This window comes from Nocardia gamkensis NBRC 108242, from assembly GCF_001612985.1.
GTDB lineage: Bacteria > Actinomycetota > Actinomycetes > Mycobacteriales > Mycobacteriaceae > Nocardia > Nocardia gamkensis.
Window position 1 is genome coordinate 62677 of the sequence record NZ_BDBM01000024.1, and the last position, 15408, is coordinate 78084.

Sequence of the window (15408 nt, forward strand, 5' to 3'; positions counted from 1 at the left end):
ATAAGTAGTGTGGTGAGCCATGTGCGGAATCGTGGGGTACGTCGGGTACCGAGACGCGCTCGGCGTCGTCGTTGACGCGTTGCGCCGCATGGAATATCGCGGTTACGACTCCGCGGGTGTGGCGATCCTGGACGGCGCGGGCGCGCTGGCGGTGGAACGCAAGGCCGGTCGCCTGGCGAATCTGGAGGCCCAGCTCTCCGAAACCGGCATCGATCGTTTCGTGGGCACCACGGGCATCGGGCACACCCGCTGGGCCACGCACGGCGCGCCGACCGACCGCAACGCGCACCCGCACCGGGACGACAGCGGCAAGGTCGCCGTGGTGCACAACGGCATCATCGAGAACTTCGCACCGCTGCGGCGCGAGCTGGAGGACGCCGGGGTCGAGCTACACAGCGACACCGACACCGAGGTCGCCGTGCACCTGGTGGCCCGCGCGTACGCCGACGGGCCGACCGCCGGTGATTTCGCGGCCAGCGCGCTGTCGGTGCTGCGCCGGCTGGAAGGCGCGTTCACCCTGGTCTTCACGCACGCCGACCACCCGGACACGATCGTGGCCGCGCGCCGCTCCACGCCGCTGGTGGTAGGCGTCGGCAAGGGCGAGATGTTCATCGCCTCCGACGTCACGGCGTTCATCGAGCACACCCGCGAGGCGGTCGAGCTCGGCCAGGACCAAGCCGTCGTGATCACCGTGGACAGCTACCGGGTCACCGATTTCGCGGGCGAGGACGCGCGTGCGCGCACCCGCCCGTTCACGATCGACTGGGATCTGGCGGCCGCCGAGAAGGGCGGCCACGACTACTTCATGCTCAAGGAGATCGAGGAGCAGCCCGCCGCGGTCGCGGACACTCTGATGGGGCATTTCAGCACCGATCGCGACGGCGGGGGCCGGATCGTGCTGGACGAGCAGCGCCTCGCCGACCAGGAGCTGCGCGATTTCGACAAGGTGTTCGTCGTCGCGTGCGGCAGCGCGTATCACTCCGGCCTGCTGGCGAAGTACGCCATCGAGCACTGGACTCGCCTGCCCGTCGAGGTCGAGCTGGCCAGCGAGTTCCGCTACCGCGATCCGGTGCTGGACCGCTCGACGCTGGTGGTGGCGATCTCCCAGTCCGGCGAGACCGCCGACACGCTGGAGGCGGTGCGCCACGCGAAAGAGCAGAAGGCCCGCGTCCTCGCGATCTGCAATACGAACGGCGCGCAGATTCCGCGCGAGTCCGACGCGGTCCTCTACACCAGGGCCGGGCCGGAGATCGGCGTCGCCTCCACCAAGGCGTTCCTGGCCCAGGTGACCGCGAACTACCTGGTCGGGCTGGCCTTGGCGCAGGCGCGCGGCACCAAGTACCCGGACGAGGTGGCCCGCGAGTTCGCCGAACTCGAGGCGATGCCGAAGCTGGTGGAACGCGTGCTGGAGACCGCGCCGCAGGTGCGGACCATCGCGCGGGAACTGGCCCAGGTGCCGACCGTGCTGTTCCTGGGACGTCACGTCGGCTACCCGGTGGCATTGGAGGGCGCGCTCAAGCTCAAAGAGCTGGCCTACATGCACGCCGAGGGATTCGCGGCGGGTGAGCTCAAGCACGGCCCGATCGCGCTGATCGAGGACGGCCTCCCGGTGATCGTGGTGATGCCCTCGCCGAAGGGGCGCGCGGTGCTGCACTCGAAGCTGCTGAGCAACATCCGGGAGATCCAGGCGCGCGGCGCGCGCACCATCGTGATCGCGGAGGAAGGCGACGACACGGTGCGCCCGTTCGCAGACGACCTCATCGAGATCCCCAGCGCGCCGACGCTGTTCCAGCCGCTGTTGTCCACGGTCCCGCTGCAGATCTTCGCCGCCGAGGTGGCGCAGGCGCGCGGCTACGACGTCGACAAGCCACGTAACTTGGCCAAGTCCGTCACCGTGGAATAGCTCGGTGGCCGCGCACTGTCGAGTGCGCGGCCACTGCTCGCCGTCTCGGCTATGCCCGCACGGCGACCAAGGGTTCCTCCGGAACGGTGGGCGCGGCGCGGCGCTCGAGGTATCCGGACACGACCGCGAGAACCAGCGCGACCAGGACCAACCCGACGCCGACCCAGTTGGGGGCGGTGTAGCCGAGGCCGGCGGCGATCACCACCCCACCGAGCCAGGCCGACACCGCGTTGCCGAGATTGAACGCGCCGATGTTGACCGCGGAGGCCAGGGTGGGCGCGCCCGCCGCCTGGTCGAGGACGCGTTTCTGCAGCGGCGGGACGGTTGCGAATCCGAGGGCGCCGATCAGTACGACCGTGACGGCGGCGGCGACCTTGTCGTGGGCGGTCACGGTGAACAGCGCGAGAACGATCGCGAGCCCGCCGAGAGTGATGTACAGCATCGGCATCAGGTGGCGGTCGGCGAATTTGCCGCCGATCAGATTGCCCGCGAAGAAGCCGAGGCCGAACAACACGAGCAGCCAGGTGACCGAGCTCTCCGCGTAACCGGTTACCTCGGTCATCATGGGCGCCAGGTAGGTGATCGCGGCGAACACTCCGCCGAAGCCGAGCACCGTCATCGCCATCGCCAGCAGCACCTGGGGATTGCGGAACACCGCCAGTTCGGTGCGTAGCCGGGCGTTCGCGGCGGCGGGCTGCTGCGGCACCAGTGCCGCGACGCCCAGCAAGCCGATCAGCCCGATCAGCGCGACGAACAAGAAGGTCAGCCGCCAGCCGAAATGCTGTCCGAGCAGCGTGCCCAGCGGCACACCGACCACGGTGGCGACGGTGAGCCCGGTGAACATGATCGCGATGGCGCCGGCGCGCCGGTCGGCGCTGACCAGGGTTCCGGCGACCACCGCGCCGATTCCGAAGAACGCGCCGTGGGCGAGCGAGGCCACGATCCGCCCGGTGAGCATCAGCGCGAAAGTCGGTGCGGCGGCGGACACGATGTTGCCGAGGACGAGCAGCGTGAGCATGCCGAGCAGCATGCGTTTGCGCGAAACCCGGGTGCCGAGGCCGGTCATCAGCGGCGCACCCGCCACGACACCGAGCGCGTATCCGGTGACCAGCAGACCGGCGGTGGGGATGGACACCGCGTAGGTGTCGGCGATGTCGGGCAGCAGGCCGACGACGACGAATTCCGTCGTCCCGATGCCGAATGCCCCGAGGGTCAGGGCGAGAAGGGCGAGGGGCATGGGGGAGCCTCCACATGATGTTGCGTCAGATCTTTACAGGCGTCGACAATAATTGCAGACGCGCTTTAATTGCAAGCACGGGCTATTGTGAAGTCTGGCTATCCTGGAGGCCTGATCCCCTGACGCGAAGGAAACGCCGATGACCGCGGAAGCCGCTCTGACCGGCCTCGCCGATGGTTGGTACGCACTCTCCCTGCTGCACGACCGGATCGAGGCGCACATCGAGCGGGCCCTGCAATCCGGCCATGACCTGAGCGTTCGCGAATACTCACTGCTGGTCGTCCTGAGCCGCCAGCACGACGGGCCGGGCGGGCACCTGCGGATGAACCAGGTCGCCGAAGCCGTGGTGCTGAGCCAGAGCGCCACCACCCGGCTGGTCTCCCGGCTCGAGGATCGCGGCCTGCTCCAGCGGTACCTCTGCCCGGACGACCGCCGCGGCATCTACACCGACGTGACCGCGGCGGGTTTGGACCTGCTCGAGCAGGCCCGGCCCACGCACGACGCCGCCCTCGCCGGCGCTCTCGGTCAAGCGGCCGCCAACCCGGAACTCGCGCCGCTGGTGGCCGCGGTCGAGGCGCTGAACACCAGTTCCGCCCGCGGGGCCCGGCCCCGGGACTACCGCCCGGTGTGAGCCGGGGGCGATTCGCGTACCGAGTTCAGCCCGCCGGTGCCCGAATCCGGTGCGCTGCGCGTCCGCGGACTATTCGACGGTGATAGTCCCGCGCATCTCCGGGTGCAGCGAGCAGAGGTAGCGGTAGGCGCCGGGCGCGGTGAAGGTGTAGCTCCACTCGCCTTTGTCGATGATCGGGCTGTTGATACCCATCGCCTTGTCACCGATGCCCTGCACGGTGTGCGGCAGCTTGTCGCCGAATTTCCAGGTGACCGTGTCGCCGACCTTGACGGTGACCTCGGCGGGGGAGAATTTCATGTCGTCCACCGCGACGGTGGCGGCGGCGGGCTTGCGCTCACCGGTCTGCTGAGCGGTGGTGGTGGCCGGCCGAGCCGGTTTCCTCGTGGTGGTGGCGGCCGAACCGGATTCGTCACCGCCGCAGCCGGACAGCAGCAGCGCGCCGGCCAGGGCGACTCCCGTGACGACGCGGACGGTCCCGTTGCGGCGGCGAACGCTTGGCATGATGGCCAAGCGTAGTAGGCCACACCGACGGAGGGAGCGGCGATGTCCACGCAGCGGGGCTATTTCACCGTAGACGAGGTGCGCGCGGCGGAGGCCGAGCTGTTCACCCGGGTGCCGGACGGCGTGCCCATGCGGCGCGCGGCGCACGGCCTGGCCACGGTGGTGGCGGGGGAACTGCGGGAGCGTACCGGCGGTGTCGCGGGACGGGCGGTGACCCTGCTGATCGGATCCGGCGACAACGGCGGCGACGCGCTCTGGGCCGGAGCGCAGTTGCGCCGTCGCGGTGTCGCCGTCACCGCGGTCCTGCTCGACCCGGAGCGGGCGCACCCCGAAGGGCTTGCGGCGCTGCGCAGAGCCGGTGGTCGAGTGGCCGTCGACACCGGCGACCCGGACCTGGTGATCGACGGGATCGTCGGCATTTCAGGTCGTGGCCCGTTGCGGCCGCGTGCCGCGGAAATCGTTGCTTCGCTGAAGGCTCCGATCGTCGCGGCCGACCTGCCAAGCGGCGTCGCCCCGGACACCGGGGCGATCGACGGCCCCGCCGTCCGCGCCGACGTCACGGTCGCGTTCGGCGCGTACAAACCGGTGCACGCCCTCGCCGCGCCGCAGTGTGGCCGAATCGAATTGATTCCTATCGGCTTACGTCTTCCGGAAGCGGGTCTCGTCGCACTGGAACCCGCTTCGATCGGCGCCGCGTGGCCGGTGCCCGGCCCGACCGACGACAAGTACACGCAAGGCGTGACCGGTGTCTGCGCGGGCAGCGCGACGTATCCGGGCGCCGCGGTGCTGTGCGCGGGTGCTGCCGTCGCCGCGACGTCGGGCATGGTGCGGTATGCGGGAACCGCGGCGGCCGAGGTGTTGCACCACTTTCCCGAAGTGATCGCCACCCAGCAGTTCGCCGCCACCGGTCGCGTCCAGTCCTGGGTCTTCGGTCCCGGCGCGGGCACCGACGACGACGCCGGGCAACGCCTTCGCGAGATCCTGGCCACCGATCTTCCGGTGGTGATCGACGCCGACGGACTGACCCTGCTGGCCGCCGCGCCGGAACTGGTGCGCGGTCGCGCGGCCCCGACCGTCCTGACCCCGCACGCGGGCGAGTTCGCCCGCCTCACCGGGAACGAGGTCGGCCCGGACCGGGTCGGCGCGGTGCGCGGCCTCGCCGATTCCTGGCAGGTCACGGTGCTGTTGAAAGGCCGCGCCACGCTGGTCGCCGCCCCGGGCCGTCCCGTGCTGGTCAACGAAGCGGGCGGCTCGTGGGCGGCCACCGCGGGCGCGGGCGACGTGCTCTCGGGCATCATCGGGACGCTGTTGGCGGCAGGCCGAGACCCCGCCTGGTCGGCCGCCGCGGCAGCCCGAGTACACGCGTTGGCCGCGAACCTGGCGGCCCACGAGCACGCGCCCGCCGGAACCCCCATCTCGGCAAGCGTCCTGGCCGCGCACGTCCGCGCCGCGATCGGCGTCCTGCGCGGCTTCGCCCACTCCTCCTGAGCCGCGCCGTCGTCGGTGATCGGTGTCGTTCATGGCGACGATCACAGGGGACGACCGGCGCGTCAACCGAGTGGAACCGGAACCGAGCGCGCCCATAGACTCGACCGGAACCAACACAACCACTGATCTCGAGAGCACATGGGTAACTCGCCGGGTACGCCCCAGAACCCAGGTGGCACCGGACGCGGGACCTGAACGCGAATCCTGTACCACCCGACTGGTACGGCCTGAATCCCCGGAGAGGCGGAACGGACTGCCGTGAATGCGCAAGTCGAAACGGTCATCGACCTGGACGCCATCGCCCACAACGTGCGCATCCTGCGCGACCGCGCGGGCGACGCGGCGGTGATGGCAGTGGTGAAGGCCGACGGCTACAACCACGGCGCGGTCGAGGTCGGCCGGGCCGCGCTGGCCGCGGGCGCGACGGAACTGGGTGTGACGACGGTGGCCGAGGCGGTGCAGTTGCGTGCGGCCGGTATCACCGCGCCCATCCTGTGCTGGCTGCACAGCGCGGACACCGACTTCGCGGCCGCGGTGGCCGCCGACGTCGAGATCGGAGTGTCCTCGCAGGCCCATCTGCGGGCGGTCGAGGCCGCGGTCCGCGGCACCGGCCGTCCGGCGACGGTGACGCTGAAGGTGGACACCGGCCTGAACCGCAACGGTGTGTCGCCGGCCGAATACCCGGAGGTCCTGACCGCGCTGCGCGCGCTGGTCGACGAGCAGGCGGTGCGCTTCCGCGCGATCTTCTCCCATCTCGCGCACGCCGACGAACCCGGGCACCCCAACAACGACGTGCAACGCGCCCGGTTCCTGGACGCGATCGCCACCGCCAAAGAGCACGGCTTGGAGCCGGAGCTGGTGCACATCGCCAACTCCGCGGCCACCCTCACCCGACCGGACCTGGCCTTCGACCTGGTCCGGCCCGGTATCGCCATGTACGGCCTTTCCCCGATTCCGGACGACGATTTCGGCCTGCTACCCGCGATGACATTCCAGGCCCGGGTCGTCCTGGTCAAGCGGGTGGCCGCAGGCGAAGGCGTCTCCTACGGGCACCAATGGATCGCGCCGCACGACACCACCGTCGCGCTGATTCCCGCCGGTTACGCCGACGGCGTGTTCCGCCCGTTGAGCGGACGATTCGACGTCTGGCTGGGCGGGGCACCGCGCAGGAACGTGGGGCGGGTGTGCATGGACCAGTTCGTCGTCGACCTCGGTGACAACGCGGCGGGCGTCCAGGAAGGCGATACCGCGATCCTGTTCGGTGCGCGACCGCATGCCCAGGACTGGGCGGATCTGCTCGGCACCATCCACTACGAAGTGGTGTGCTCGCCGCGCGGCAGGGTCACCCGCCGCTACACCGGTGCCGTGCGGTGAGCCGCTTCCGGATGACCCCGCTGCGCGGCGGGCTGGCCACGGTGGGTGTCGTCGGTGCGCTGGCCGGCGCCCATGCCCTTCGGCGCGCCGGTGCGCGGGTGCTGTGGCCCGCCCGGGGCGACGACTGCCGCGACGAGAATTTCGGGCTGATCGATGCCGACCGCGCCGGAACGGTGCTCGCCGACGACGGTGTGCCCCTGGCCACGCGGACCTGCGGGCCCGACGACGCGCCGGTGACGGTGATCTTCGTGCACGGCTTCTGCAACAGCATGGCGTCTTTCCACTTTCAGCGGCGTGACCTGGAAAGGCGGTGGGGCGCACGCATTCGCATGGTGCTGTTCGATCTGCGCGGGCACGGTCGTTCCGGCGTGCCGAGCGCCGCGAGCTGTACCGTCGCCCAGCTCGGCTGTGATGTCGCCGCCGTCCTGCGCGCCACCGCTCCGGCCGGTCCGGTGGTACTGGTCGGCCATTCGCTGGGTGGGATGGCGATCCTGGCCGCGGCCGCGCGATTCCCGGACCTGTTCGCGGCCAGAGTGATCGGGATCGCACTGCTGTCGACCACTGCCGCCGGTGTGACCACGGCTGGTGTCGGGCAGCTGTTGCGCAATCCCGCGATCGACGGCTTCCGGCTGGCCGTGCACACCGCGCCCGCGCTGGTGCAGGCGGGCCGCGTCACCGCGCGGCACGTGATCACCCCGATCCTGCACGTCAGCTCGTTCCACGGCCCGGTGAGCCCCACGCTGTCGCGCTTCACGACGCTGATGATCGACCAGACGCCGATGGAGACCATCGTGAAGTTCCTCCAGGCGATCGAGGTGCATGACGAGTCGGCGGCGTTACCCGCGCTGGCGGGCACACCGGCCCTGGTGCTCGGCGGCGGGCGCGACCTGGTGATCCCGTTCCGCAATTCGCGTGCCCTGGCCGCCGCGCTGCCCGGCAGCGAGCTCATCCGGCTGGAAGGCGCGGCGCACATGCCGCATATGCAGTACCCGGACATCGTCAACGCCGCGCTGGATCGATTGCTGGTGCGCGCGGGCGCGGTCGTCCCGTCGGGCTCGGAGGTGGCCGGTGGCTGAACCACGGCAACGAATCCTGCCCACCGTCGCCGACACCGAGGCGCTCGGCCGGGAGCTGGCCGCGGATCTGCGCGCCGGTGATCTGGTGGTGCTCGACGGTCCGCTCGGCGCGGGCAAGACCGCGCTCACCCGTGGCATCGCCGCGGGGCTCGGCGTGCAGGGCCGGGTCAGCTCGCCGACGTTCATCATCGCCCGCCAGCACCGCGCCGGGCAGCGCGAGGACGGACCGTCGGTGCCCTTGGTGCATGTGGACGCCTACCGGCTCGGCGGCGACCTCGACGAGCTGGACGCCCTGGACCTGGACACCGATCTGCATCAGGCGGTGGTCGTCGTGGAGTGGGGCCGCGGCGTGGTGGAGCACCTCGCGGAGCGGCACCTGCGCGTGCTGCTGTCGCGCGAGCCGGATTCGGATGTGCGCACCGCCATCTGGGAGTGGGTGGGTTAGCTCTCAGGTAGCTCTGCGTAGGTGCCTCCTACCACCCGGTATCGTTGGCCCAATCATGCTTGTACTAGCCGTCGACACCGCGACACCCGCCGTCACAGCGGGACTGGTGGACCTGGAGCAGGGTGCCGGCGCGGCGGACCCCGTCCGGGCGCGCACCATCGCCTACCGGGTGCGGGTCGACCCCCGCGCCCATGCCGAGGTGCTCACCCCGCAGATCCTCGAATGCCTCACCGAGGCAGGTCGTTCCAGGACCGACATCGACGCGATCGTCGTCGGCGTCGGGCCGGGGCCGTTCACCGGCCTGCGCGTCGGCATGGCCACCGCGGCCGCGTTCGGTGACGCGCTCGGCATCCCGGTGTACGGCGTGTGCAGCCTCGACGCGATCGCCGCCGACGCGGCCGTCGACCCCGCCGTGCCACCCCCGGTCGAGCTCCCGCCCGAGGCCGAACTGCTCGTGGTGACCGACGCGCGGCGGCGCGAGGTGTACTGGGCGCGGTACCGGGAGGGCGCGCGCGTGGCCGGACCCGAGGTGTGCAAGCCCTCGGAATTGGACGAGGGTCAGGCCACGGCGATCGCCGGATCCGCCTCGCACGTCGACTTCTTCGATCTTCCTGTGCTCCCCGCCGAAACGCCCTCGCCCGCCGGTCTGGTGCGCGTGGCCGCCCCCGAGCTGCTGTCGCGCAGCGTGCCGGAGCCGCTGGTTCCGCTGTACCTGCGCAGGCCGGACGCGGTCGAGAACGCCTACCGCCGACTCGACCGGACGGGAGCGTGAGGGTGATGGCGTTCCGGATCGAGCCGATGGTGGCCGACGACATCACACGCTGCGTGGAACTGGAGCAGTTGCTGTTCCCGGAGGACGACCCGTGGGCCGCCGTGGCGTTCCAGTCCGAGCTGGCCGGCCGGCACAACCGCTACATCACCGCGCGCGACGAGGACGGGCGAATGGTCGGCTACGCGGGTATCGCCCTGCTGGGTGACGCCGAACACCCCGAGGCCGAGGTGCACACCATCGGTGTCGATCCCCGCTGCCATCGCGCCGGGGTCGGCACACTCCTGCTGGAAGCGCTGCTCGCCGAGGCGGGCAGGCGTGGTGGACCGGTGTTCCTGGAGGTCCGCACCGACAACGCGCCCGCGATCGCGCTGTACGCCAAGCACGGCTTCCACATCATCGGATTGCGCAAGAACTACTACCACCCCAGTGGCGCGGACGCGTACACGATGCGTAGACCCGCGCTGACCAGCGAGGATCGCTGGCGGACACCGGACGAGGTGCTGTCGTGATCATCATGGGCATCGAAAGCTCCTGCGACGAAACCGGAGTCGGCATCGTCCGCAGGAACCCCGACGGCACCTGCGAATTGCTCGCCGACGAGGTCGCCTCCAGCGTCGACCAGCACGCGCGCTTCGGCGGCGTCGTCCCGGAGATCGCCTCGCGCGCACATCTCGAGGCGATCGTGCCCGCCATGCGCCGCGCGCTGTCGGCGGCGGGTATCGCGAAACCGGACGCGCTGGCGGTGACCATCGGCCCGGGCTTGGCCGGTGCGCTGCTGGTCGGCGTCGCCGCCGCGAAAGCGTATGCGGCGGCGTGGGATGTGCCCTTCTACGCGCTGAACCATCTCGGCGGGCACGTCGCGGTGGACACCCTGGAACACGGGCCGATGCCGCCGTGCGTCGCGCTGCTGGTGTCGGGCGGGCACACCCACCTGCTGCACGTCACGGATCTGTCCGAGCCGATCGTGGAGCTGGGCAGCACCGTCGACGACGCGGCGGGCGAGGCGTTCGACAAGGTGGCGCGCCTGCTCGGGCTGGGTTTCCCCGGCGGTCCCGCGCTGGACGCCGCCGCGGCGACCGGTGATCCGCGCGCCATCGCGTTTCCCCGTGGCATGACCGGGCCGCGCGACCCGCGCTACGACTTCTCCTTCTCGGGCCTCAAGACCGCGGTGGCCCGGTACGTGGAGGCGGCGCAGCGCGACGGTGTGGCCGCGGATGATCTGCCGATCCCCGACATCGCGGCGTCGTTCCAGGAGTCGGTCGCGGATGTGCTCACCATGAAAGCGATTCGGGCGGCTCAGGATGTCGGCGTCGGCACGCTGGTGCTCGGCGGCGGAGCCACGGCCAACTCGCGGATCCGTTCGATGGCCGAAGAGCGCTGTACTGCGGCAGGTTTGACGCTGCGGGTGCCCAAGCCCCGGCTGTGCACGGACAACGGCGTGATGATCGCCGCACTCGGCGCACATGTCATCGCGGGTGGCGCGGCCCCTTCGCCGCTGACGGTCGCCACCGACCCCGGTCTGCCGGTGTCGGTCAGTATGGTTCGCTGACCTGCTCGTACTCGGTGACCGGCCGGATCGTGGCCGATCGGTTCCGCTGCGATCTCCGGGATAACTCGGCGGGGCCGATACCGGCACGGATGCCGTCCGCGGGCTCGATGGACAGCGCCTCGATGATGTCGGTCGACGGACGACCGGAGACGAGCGGCCGGGCTCTCGACTGTGGAGATCAGTTCGGCGCCAGGAGTCCCGGATCAGACGAGGCCCCTGAATGACCCCGAGGCGGCAACGGCAGGCTCGACCACGCGGGCGCCTGGGCCGGACTCGTGCCGGGCGTCGTCGCGCTGGGCGCCACGGGCCCGAAGGTCCGGCTCGCCTGCGGCGAACTGCCCGGCGCGGCATTCGGATTGCCGAACAGCGGACCGAGCAGTTCGGGGAACGGGATCGGCGGAAGGTTCGGATCCGGACGCAGCGTGGGCTGCGTGGGCGGAATCACCTGCGTGGCCGTCGCACCGCCGGTGCTGCTCTGCGGCCTGTGTTCCGTGGTGGTCGGCGCGACGCCGGTGCTGTCCGGCGTGCGGTCGTGTGTACCGGCCGCCGCGGTCGGGAGCGGTGCGGATGTCGGGTTCGGCAGCTGGGAAGCGCTGCTCGTGGTCCCGGCGGGGGAGACCTCGTCGTCCGCGGTGGGGGAGAACGTCTTGACCCCGTACCCGACGATCAGCCCGACGACCACGATCGCACCGGCCAGGGTGCCGAACACCTTGGTGACCGTGCCCGCGGGCGCGTCGCCGCCGAGCGCGCCGACCGGGAACACCGAGGGCTGCACCGAATCGGCGACCAGGGCCGCGCCTTTCGCGGTCACCGCCTCCGGGTCCGGCACGGTGAACACCGGGACGTCCAGCGCGGCGGTGAGGGTGTCGAGCACGGCGGGGATGTTGGCGCCGCCGCCGATGACCGCGACCGCCTGCGGTTGCCGGGGCGACCGCGCGAACGCCGTCGTGACGAAGCGGGCGAGATCGCGCAGCAGGTCGGCGATCAACTCTTCGAAGTCGGCCCTGGTCAGCTTCAGCGGACGCCCGGCGACGTGGTCGATGGTGACCGCGGGCGCGATGGACAGGTGCTCCTTCGCCGCGCGGCCTCGGTTGGTGAGCATGCCGCGGTTCGGGCGGGTACCGCGCCTGGCGAAGTGCATGTCCACCAGATGCTGGTAGATGAGGTCATCGATCGCCTTGCCGCTGACGGTCGCGGTGCGATCGGAACGGAGCAGGGAGCCCTCGGCCCGGTCGGCGACGGTGACGCTGAGCCCCGAGGCGCCGAGATCGATGATGGCGACGGTGTCGTAACGGTCCAGCAGGCCGGTGTGCCGCAGGTACGTCAGCGCGGCGGTGCCTTCCGGGATCAGCCGCAGCTCACGCTGTTTGCCGGTGGCCGAGCGGATGATCTGCGCCTGCTCCTTGGTGCGGTAGGCGACCGCGACGCTGGTGGGCGGCTGACCGGTCATCGGCTCGAAATCGCGTGGGCCACCCGCGAACCGGCCGACCGGACGGATGATCTCGCGCGGCGGCTGCGTGGTCGGCAGCTGCGTGGTCATCAACTCGATCGAGGACGCCACCAGGTCGCCGAGATCGGAATGGGCCGCGTCGGCGGAGACGACGCGGTAATCGAAGCTCTGCATGCCGTTCGGCGCGGTGGAGACCAACGCCGAGCACACGACCTCGGCCCCGGCCGAGATGCCGAGGGATGTTCGCATGTTCACCTCCCTTCGAGCGGATGGTCATGGTGTCGCCGACCATCTCGAATCAACTGCCGGACCGCGGTATGGATGACGCGCGACCCGGACCGGGAAACGAACCGGCCCCTCGTCCGGGTGGGTCGCGGGGACCGGCCATGGATCACGTGTGTCTTGCTCTCTGGTGAAGCTGGTGGTGCAACGATCGTGCTGCGGCGCTGCGAGTCTCGGCGACGCTGTGGTACCCCTGGGTCGCCGCGCCGCCGCCTGATCGGCGACGAACCGGCGGCCGGACCGCAGCCGTCGTCAATAATGTCACAATCCGTTATCCGAACGTTACTGTTTTCTCGAACTTATCGCCAAGCCCGCAGCGTCTCGGGCGCGCCGCGGCAAAGTTGGCACCGCCCAGCCTTGAGCGCTGGCACTCTCATGTATAGAGTGCTAGTCGGCACTGTGTGTAGTGCTTGTGCCAGCAGCTTGACCACTGGGCAGGGGTCCCGGCACCCGCGACGACGGGGCTATGCGCAGGGTCAGCATCGTGACCAACCGACGCGTCCGGAACAACGGTTCCGGACGACCGAATCCCCTGAAAGTGGAGGGCTCAACGTGGCGAGCGTGAACATCAAGCCGCTCGAGGACAAGATCCTCGTCCAGGCCAACGAGGCCGAGACGACGACGGCCTCCGGCCTGGTCATCCCCGACACGGCGAAGGAAAAGCCGCAAGAGGGCACCGTTGTCGCCGTCGGTCCCGGCCGGTGGGACGACGAGGGCGAAAAGCGCATCCCGCTGGATGTCCAGGAGGGTGACACCGTCATCTACAGCAAGTACGGCGGCACCGAGATCAAGTACCAGGGCGAGGAGTACCTCATCCTGTCGGCGCGCGACGTGCTGGCCGTCGTCACCAAGTAGCCGATCGGGCACGCATGCGTTCCGCCCCGGTGTCTCTCGTGACCCGGGGCGGAACGCGTTCGTCGCCGACACCCCGGCACTGAAACACGCGGTGCGAGCGACGGGCCCGTAGGCGGCAGCCTGCGTAACCACGGAGGGCCCCGGGAGCACCGCTCATCGGACACGCGGTGCGAGCAATGGGCTCCGGAGCGCCGCAATCCACTACAGGAGCGAATTCCCATGGCAAAGCAGATCGAGTTCGACGAGAAGGCTCGCCGGGCTCTGGAACGCGGCGTCGACAAGCTCGCCGACGCGGTCAAGGTCACCCTCGGCCCGCGCGGACGGCACGTCGTGCTCGCGAAGTCCTTCGGCGGCCCGACCGTCACCAACGACGGCGTCACCATCGCGCGCGAAATCGAGCTCGAGGACCCGTTCGAGAACCTCGGCGCGCAGCTGGTCAAGAGCGTCGCCACCAAGACCAACGATGTCGCGGGCGACGGCACCACCACCGCCACCGTGCTGGCCCAGGCTCTGGTTCGCGCCGGGCTGAAGAACGTTGCCGCGGGCGCGAACCCGATCGCGATCGGCTCCGGCATCGCCAAGGCCGCCGACGCGGTCTCCGAGGCGCTGCTCGCGCTGGCCACCCCGGTCTCCGGTGAGCAGGCCATCGCGCAGGTCGCGACGGTGTCCTCGCGCGACGAGGAGATCGGCGAGATGGTCGGCAAGGCGCTGACCACCGTCGGCAAGGACGGCGTCGTCACCGTCGAGGAGTCCTCGACGCTGCAGACCGAACTGGTCGTCACCGAGGGCGTGCAGTTCGACAAGGGTTACCTGTCGCCCTACTTCATCACCGATCCCGACAGCCAGCAGGCCGTCCTGGAGGACGTGTTCGTCCTGCTGCACCGCGAGAAGATCAGCTCGCTGCCGGACTTCCTGCCGCTGCTGGAGAAGATCGCGGAGAGCGCCAAGCCCGTCCTGATCATCGCCGAGGACGTGGAGGGCGAGGCGCTGTCGACCCTGGTGGTCAACGCCATCCGCAAGACGATCAAGGCTGTCGCGGTGAAGGCGCCGTTCTTCGGCGACCGCCGCAAGGCGTTCCTCGACGACCTGGCCGTGGTCACCGGTGGCACCGTGGTGAACCCGGATCTTGGCATCACGCTGCGCGAGGCGGGCCTGGACGTGCTCGGCAAGGTGCGTCGCGTCGTGGTGACCAAGGACGACACCACGATCATCGACGGCGCCGGTTCCGCGGCGGACGTGGAGGCGCGTGTCGCGCAGCTGCGCCGCGAGATCGAGTCCACCGATTCCGACTGGGATCGCGAGAAGCTCGAGGAGCGGCTGGCCAAACTGGCCGGTGGCGTCGCGGTGATCAAGGTCGGTGCGGCCACCGAGACCGCGCTCAAGGAGCGCAAGTACCGCGTCGAGGACGCGGTGAGCGCCGCCAAGGCCGCCGTGGAGGAGGGCATCGTGCCCGGTGGCGGCACCGCGCTGGTGCAGGCCGCGAGCAAGCTCGTCGAGCTGCGCGACTCGCTGTCCGGTGACGAAGCCGTCGGCGTCGAGGTGGTCCGCACCGCGCTGCGGGCGCCGCTGTACTGGATCGCCACCAACGCGGGCCTGGACGGCGCGGTGGTGGTCAGCAAGGTGGCCGAGGGCAAGGAGGGCTTCAACGCCGCCACGCTCACCTACGGCGACCTGCTCACCGACGGCGTCGTCGACCCGGTGAAGGTGACCCGTTCGGCCGTCGTGAACGCGGCGTCGGTCGCGCGCATGGTGCTCACCACCGAGAGCGCCGTGGTCGAAAAGCCCGCCGAGGAGCAGAACGAGCACGGCCACCACGGCCACTCGCACTGAACCGGCCGTCGAGCA

At 70.4% G+C, this 15408-nt stretch carries 14 protein-coding genes; 11 read left to right on the forward strand and 3 right to left on the reverse strand.

Going from position 1 to position 15408, the window contains the following annotated elements; all coding sequences use genetic code 11:
- Positions 1–19 precede the first annotated feature (19 nt).
- Positions 20–1903: a glutamine--fructose-6-phosphate transaminase (isomerizing) gene (gene glmS / locus NG1_RS20670; RefSeq protein ID WP_040864956.1), complete on the forward strand. Its 1884-nt coding sequence runs from the start codon at positions 20–22 to the stop codon at positions 1901–1903.
- 49 nt (positions 1904–1952) lie between these two features.
- Here the strand turns inward: glmS and NG1_RS20675 are convergent, their stop codons facing one another.
- Positions 1953–3140 (reverse strand): MFS transporter, encoded by a 1188-nt coding sequence (locus tag NG1_RS20675; protein WP_062973204.1) that lies wholly within the window; start codon positions 3138–3140, stop codon positions 1953–1955.
- A gap of 139 nt (positions 3141–3279) precedes the next feature.
- Between NG1_RS20675 and NG1_RS20680 the strand changes: the two genes are divergently transcribed.
- Positions 3280–3771 (forward strand): MarR family winged helix-turn-helix transcriptional regulator, encoded by a 492-nt coding sequence (locus NG1_RS20680; protein WP_062973206.1) that lies wholly within the window; start codon positions 3280–3282, stop codon positions 3769–3771.
- Positions 3772–3840: 69 nt separating this feature from the next.
- On the opposite strand, the gene NG1_RS20685 is transcribed toward NG1_RS20680, so the two are convergent.
- A complete protein-coding gene (locus NG1_RS20685) occupies positions 3841–4272 on the reverse strand; it encodes a cupredoxin domain-containing protein (protein WP_062973208.1) in 432 nt (143 codons plus the stop codon).
- A 42-nt stretch (positions 4273–4314) separates the two neighbouring features.
- On the opposite strand from NG1_RS20685, the gene NG1_RS20690 reads away from it, so the two are divergent.
- The 7 genes from NG1_RS20690 (at position 4315) to tsaD (ending at position 10976) form a co-directional block, all read left to right on the forward strand.
- Positions 4315–5760, forward strand: a complete 1446-nt coding sequence (locus tag NG1_RS20690; RefSeq protein WP_062973210.1) for an NAD(P)H-hydrate dehydratase — start codon at positions 4315–4317, stop codon at positions 5758–5760.
- A 258-nt stretch (positions 5761–6018) separates the two neighbouring features.
- Positions 6019–7134 carry an alanine racemase gene (gene alr / locus NG1_RS20695; protein ID WP_084499061.1) on the forward strand — a complete coding sequence of 372 codons (1116 nt, stop codon included), beginning with the start codon at positions 6019–6021 and terminating at the stop codon, positions 7132–7134.
- Between the two features lie 11 nt (positions 7135–7145).
- Positions 7146–8210 carry an alpha/beta fold hydrolase gene (locus tag NG1_RS20700; protein WP_062973214.1) on the forward strand — a complete coding sequence of 355 codons (1065 nt, stop codon included), beginning with the start codon at positions 7146–7148 and terminating at the stop codon, positions 8208–8210.
- Positions 8203–8655 (forward strand): tRNA (adenosine(37)-N6)-threonylcarbamoyltransferase complex ATPase subunit type 1 TsaE, encoded by a 453-nt coding sequence (gene tsaE / locus NG1_RS20705; RefSeq protein ID WP_062973217.1) that lies wholly within the window; start codon positions 8203–8205, stop codon positions 8653–8655. The genes NG1_RS20700 and tsaE overlap by 8 nt, the downstream gene beginning before the upstream one ends.
- Before the next feature lie 55 nt (positions 8656–8710).
- Positions 8711–9427, forward strand: a complete 717-nt coding sequence (gene tsaB / locus NG1_RS20710; RefSeq protein WP_040864963.1) for a tRNA (adenosine(37)-N6)-threonylcarbamoyltransferase complex dimerization subunit type 1 TsaB — start codon at positions 8711–8713, stop codon at positions 9425–9427.
- A gap of 5 nt (positions 9428–9432) precedes the next feature.
- Positions 9433–9936, forward strand: a complete 504-nt coding sequence (gene rimI, locus NG1_RS20715; RefSeq protein WP_040864964.1) for a ribosomal protein S18-alanine N-acetyltransferase — start codon at positions 9433–9435, stop codon at positions 9934–9936.
- Positions 9933–10976 carry a tRNA (adenosine(37)-N6)-threonylcarbamoyltransferase complex transferase subunit TsaD gene (gene tsaD / locus NG1_RS20720; RefSeq protein ID WP_040864965.1) on the forward strand — a complete coding sequence of 348 codons (1044 nt, stop codon included), beginning with the start codon at positions 9933–9935 and terminating at the stop codon, positions 10974–10976. Before rimI ends, tsaD begins: the two co-directional genes overlap by 4 nt.
- A gap of 178 nt (positions 10977–11154) precedes the next feature.
- Here the strand turns inward: tsaD and NG1_RS20725 are convergent, their stop codons facing one another.
- Positions 11155–12675, reverse strand: a complete 1521-nt coding sequence (locus NG1_RS20725) for a DUF7159 family protein (protein ID WP_062973219.1) — start codon at positions 12673–12675, stop codon at positions 11155–11157.
- 585 nt (positions 12676–13260) lie between these two features.
- Here NG1_RS20725 and groES point away from each other — a divergent pair.
- Complete coding sequence (groES, locus tag NG1_RS20730; protein ID WP_028479292.1) at positions 13261–13563, forward strand: co-chaperone GroES; 303 nt, start codon at positions 13261–13263, stop codon at positions 13561–13563.
- Between the two features lie 219 nt (positions 13564–13782).
- Positions 13783–15393 (forward strand): chaperonin GroEL, encoded by a 1611-nt coding sequence (gene groL / locus NG1_RS20735; RefSeq protein WP_062973220.1) that lies wholly within the window; start codon positions 13783–13785, stop codon positions 15391–15393.
- The last annotated feature ends 15 nt before the right edge of the window (positions 15394–15408 follow it).

Bases quoted from the DNA above. Each gene is read 5' to 3' on its own strand.
- glmS (WP_040864956.1), top strand. From the start codon at position 20: ATGTGCGGAATCGTGGGGTACGTCGGGTACCGAGACGCGCTCGGCGTC.
- NG1_RS20675 (WP_062973204.1), bottom strand. From the start codon at position 3,140: ATGCCCCTCGCCCTTCTCGCCCTGACCCTCGGGGCATTCGGCATCGGG.
- NG1_RS20680 (WP_062973206.1), top strand. From the start codon at position 3,280: ATGACCGCGGAAGCCGCTCTGACCGGCCTCGCCGATGGTTGGTACGCA.
- NG1_RS20685 (WP_062973208.1), bottom strand. From the start codon at position 4,272: ATGCCAAGCGTTCGCCGCCGCAACGGGACCGTCCGCGTCGTCACGGGA.
- NG1_RS20690 (WP_062973210.1), top strand. From the start codon at position 4,315: ATGTCCACGCAGCGGGGCTATTTCACCGTAGACGAGGTGCGCGCGGCG.
- NG1_RS20700 (WP_062973214.1), top strand. From the start codon at position 7,146: ATGACCCCGCTGCGCGGCGGGCTGGCCACGGTGGGTGTCGTCGGTGCG.
- tsaB (WP_040864963.1), top strand. From the start codon at position 8,711: ATGCTTGTACTAGCCGTCGACACCGCGACACCCGCCGTCACAGCGGGA.
- rimI (WP_040864964.1), top strand. From the start codon at position 9,433: ATGGCGTTCCGGATCGAGCCGATGGTGGCCGACGACATCACACGCTGC.
- NG1_RS20725 (WP_062973219.1), bottom strand. From the start codon at position 12,675: ATGCGAACATCCCTCGGCATCTCGGCCGGGGCCGAGGTCGTGTGCTCG.
- groL (WP_062973220.1), top strand. From the start codon at position 13,783: ATGGCAAAGCAGATCGAGTTCGACGAGAAGGCTCGCCGGGCTCTGGAA.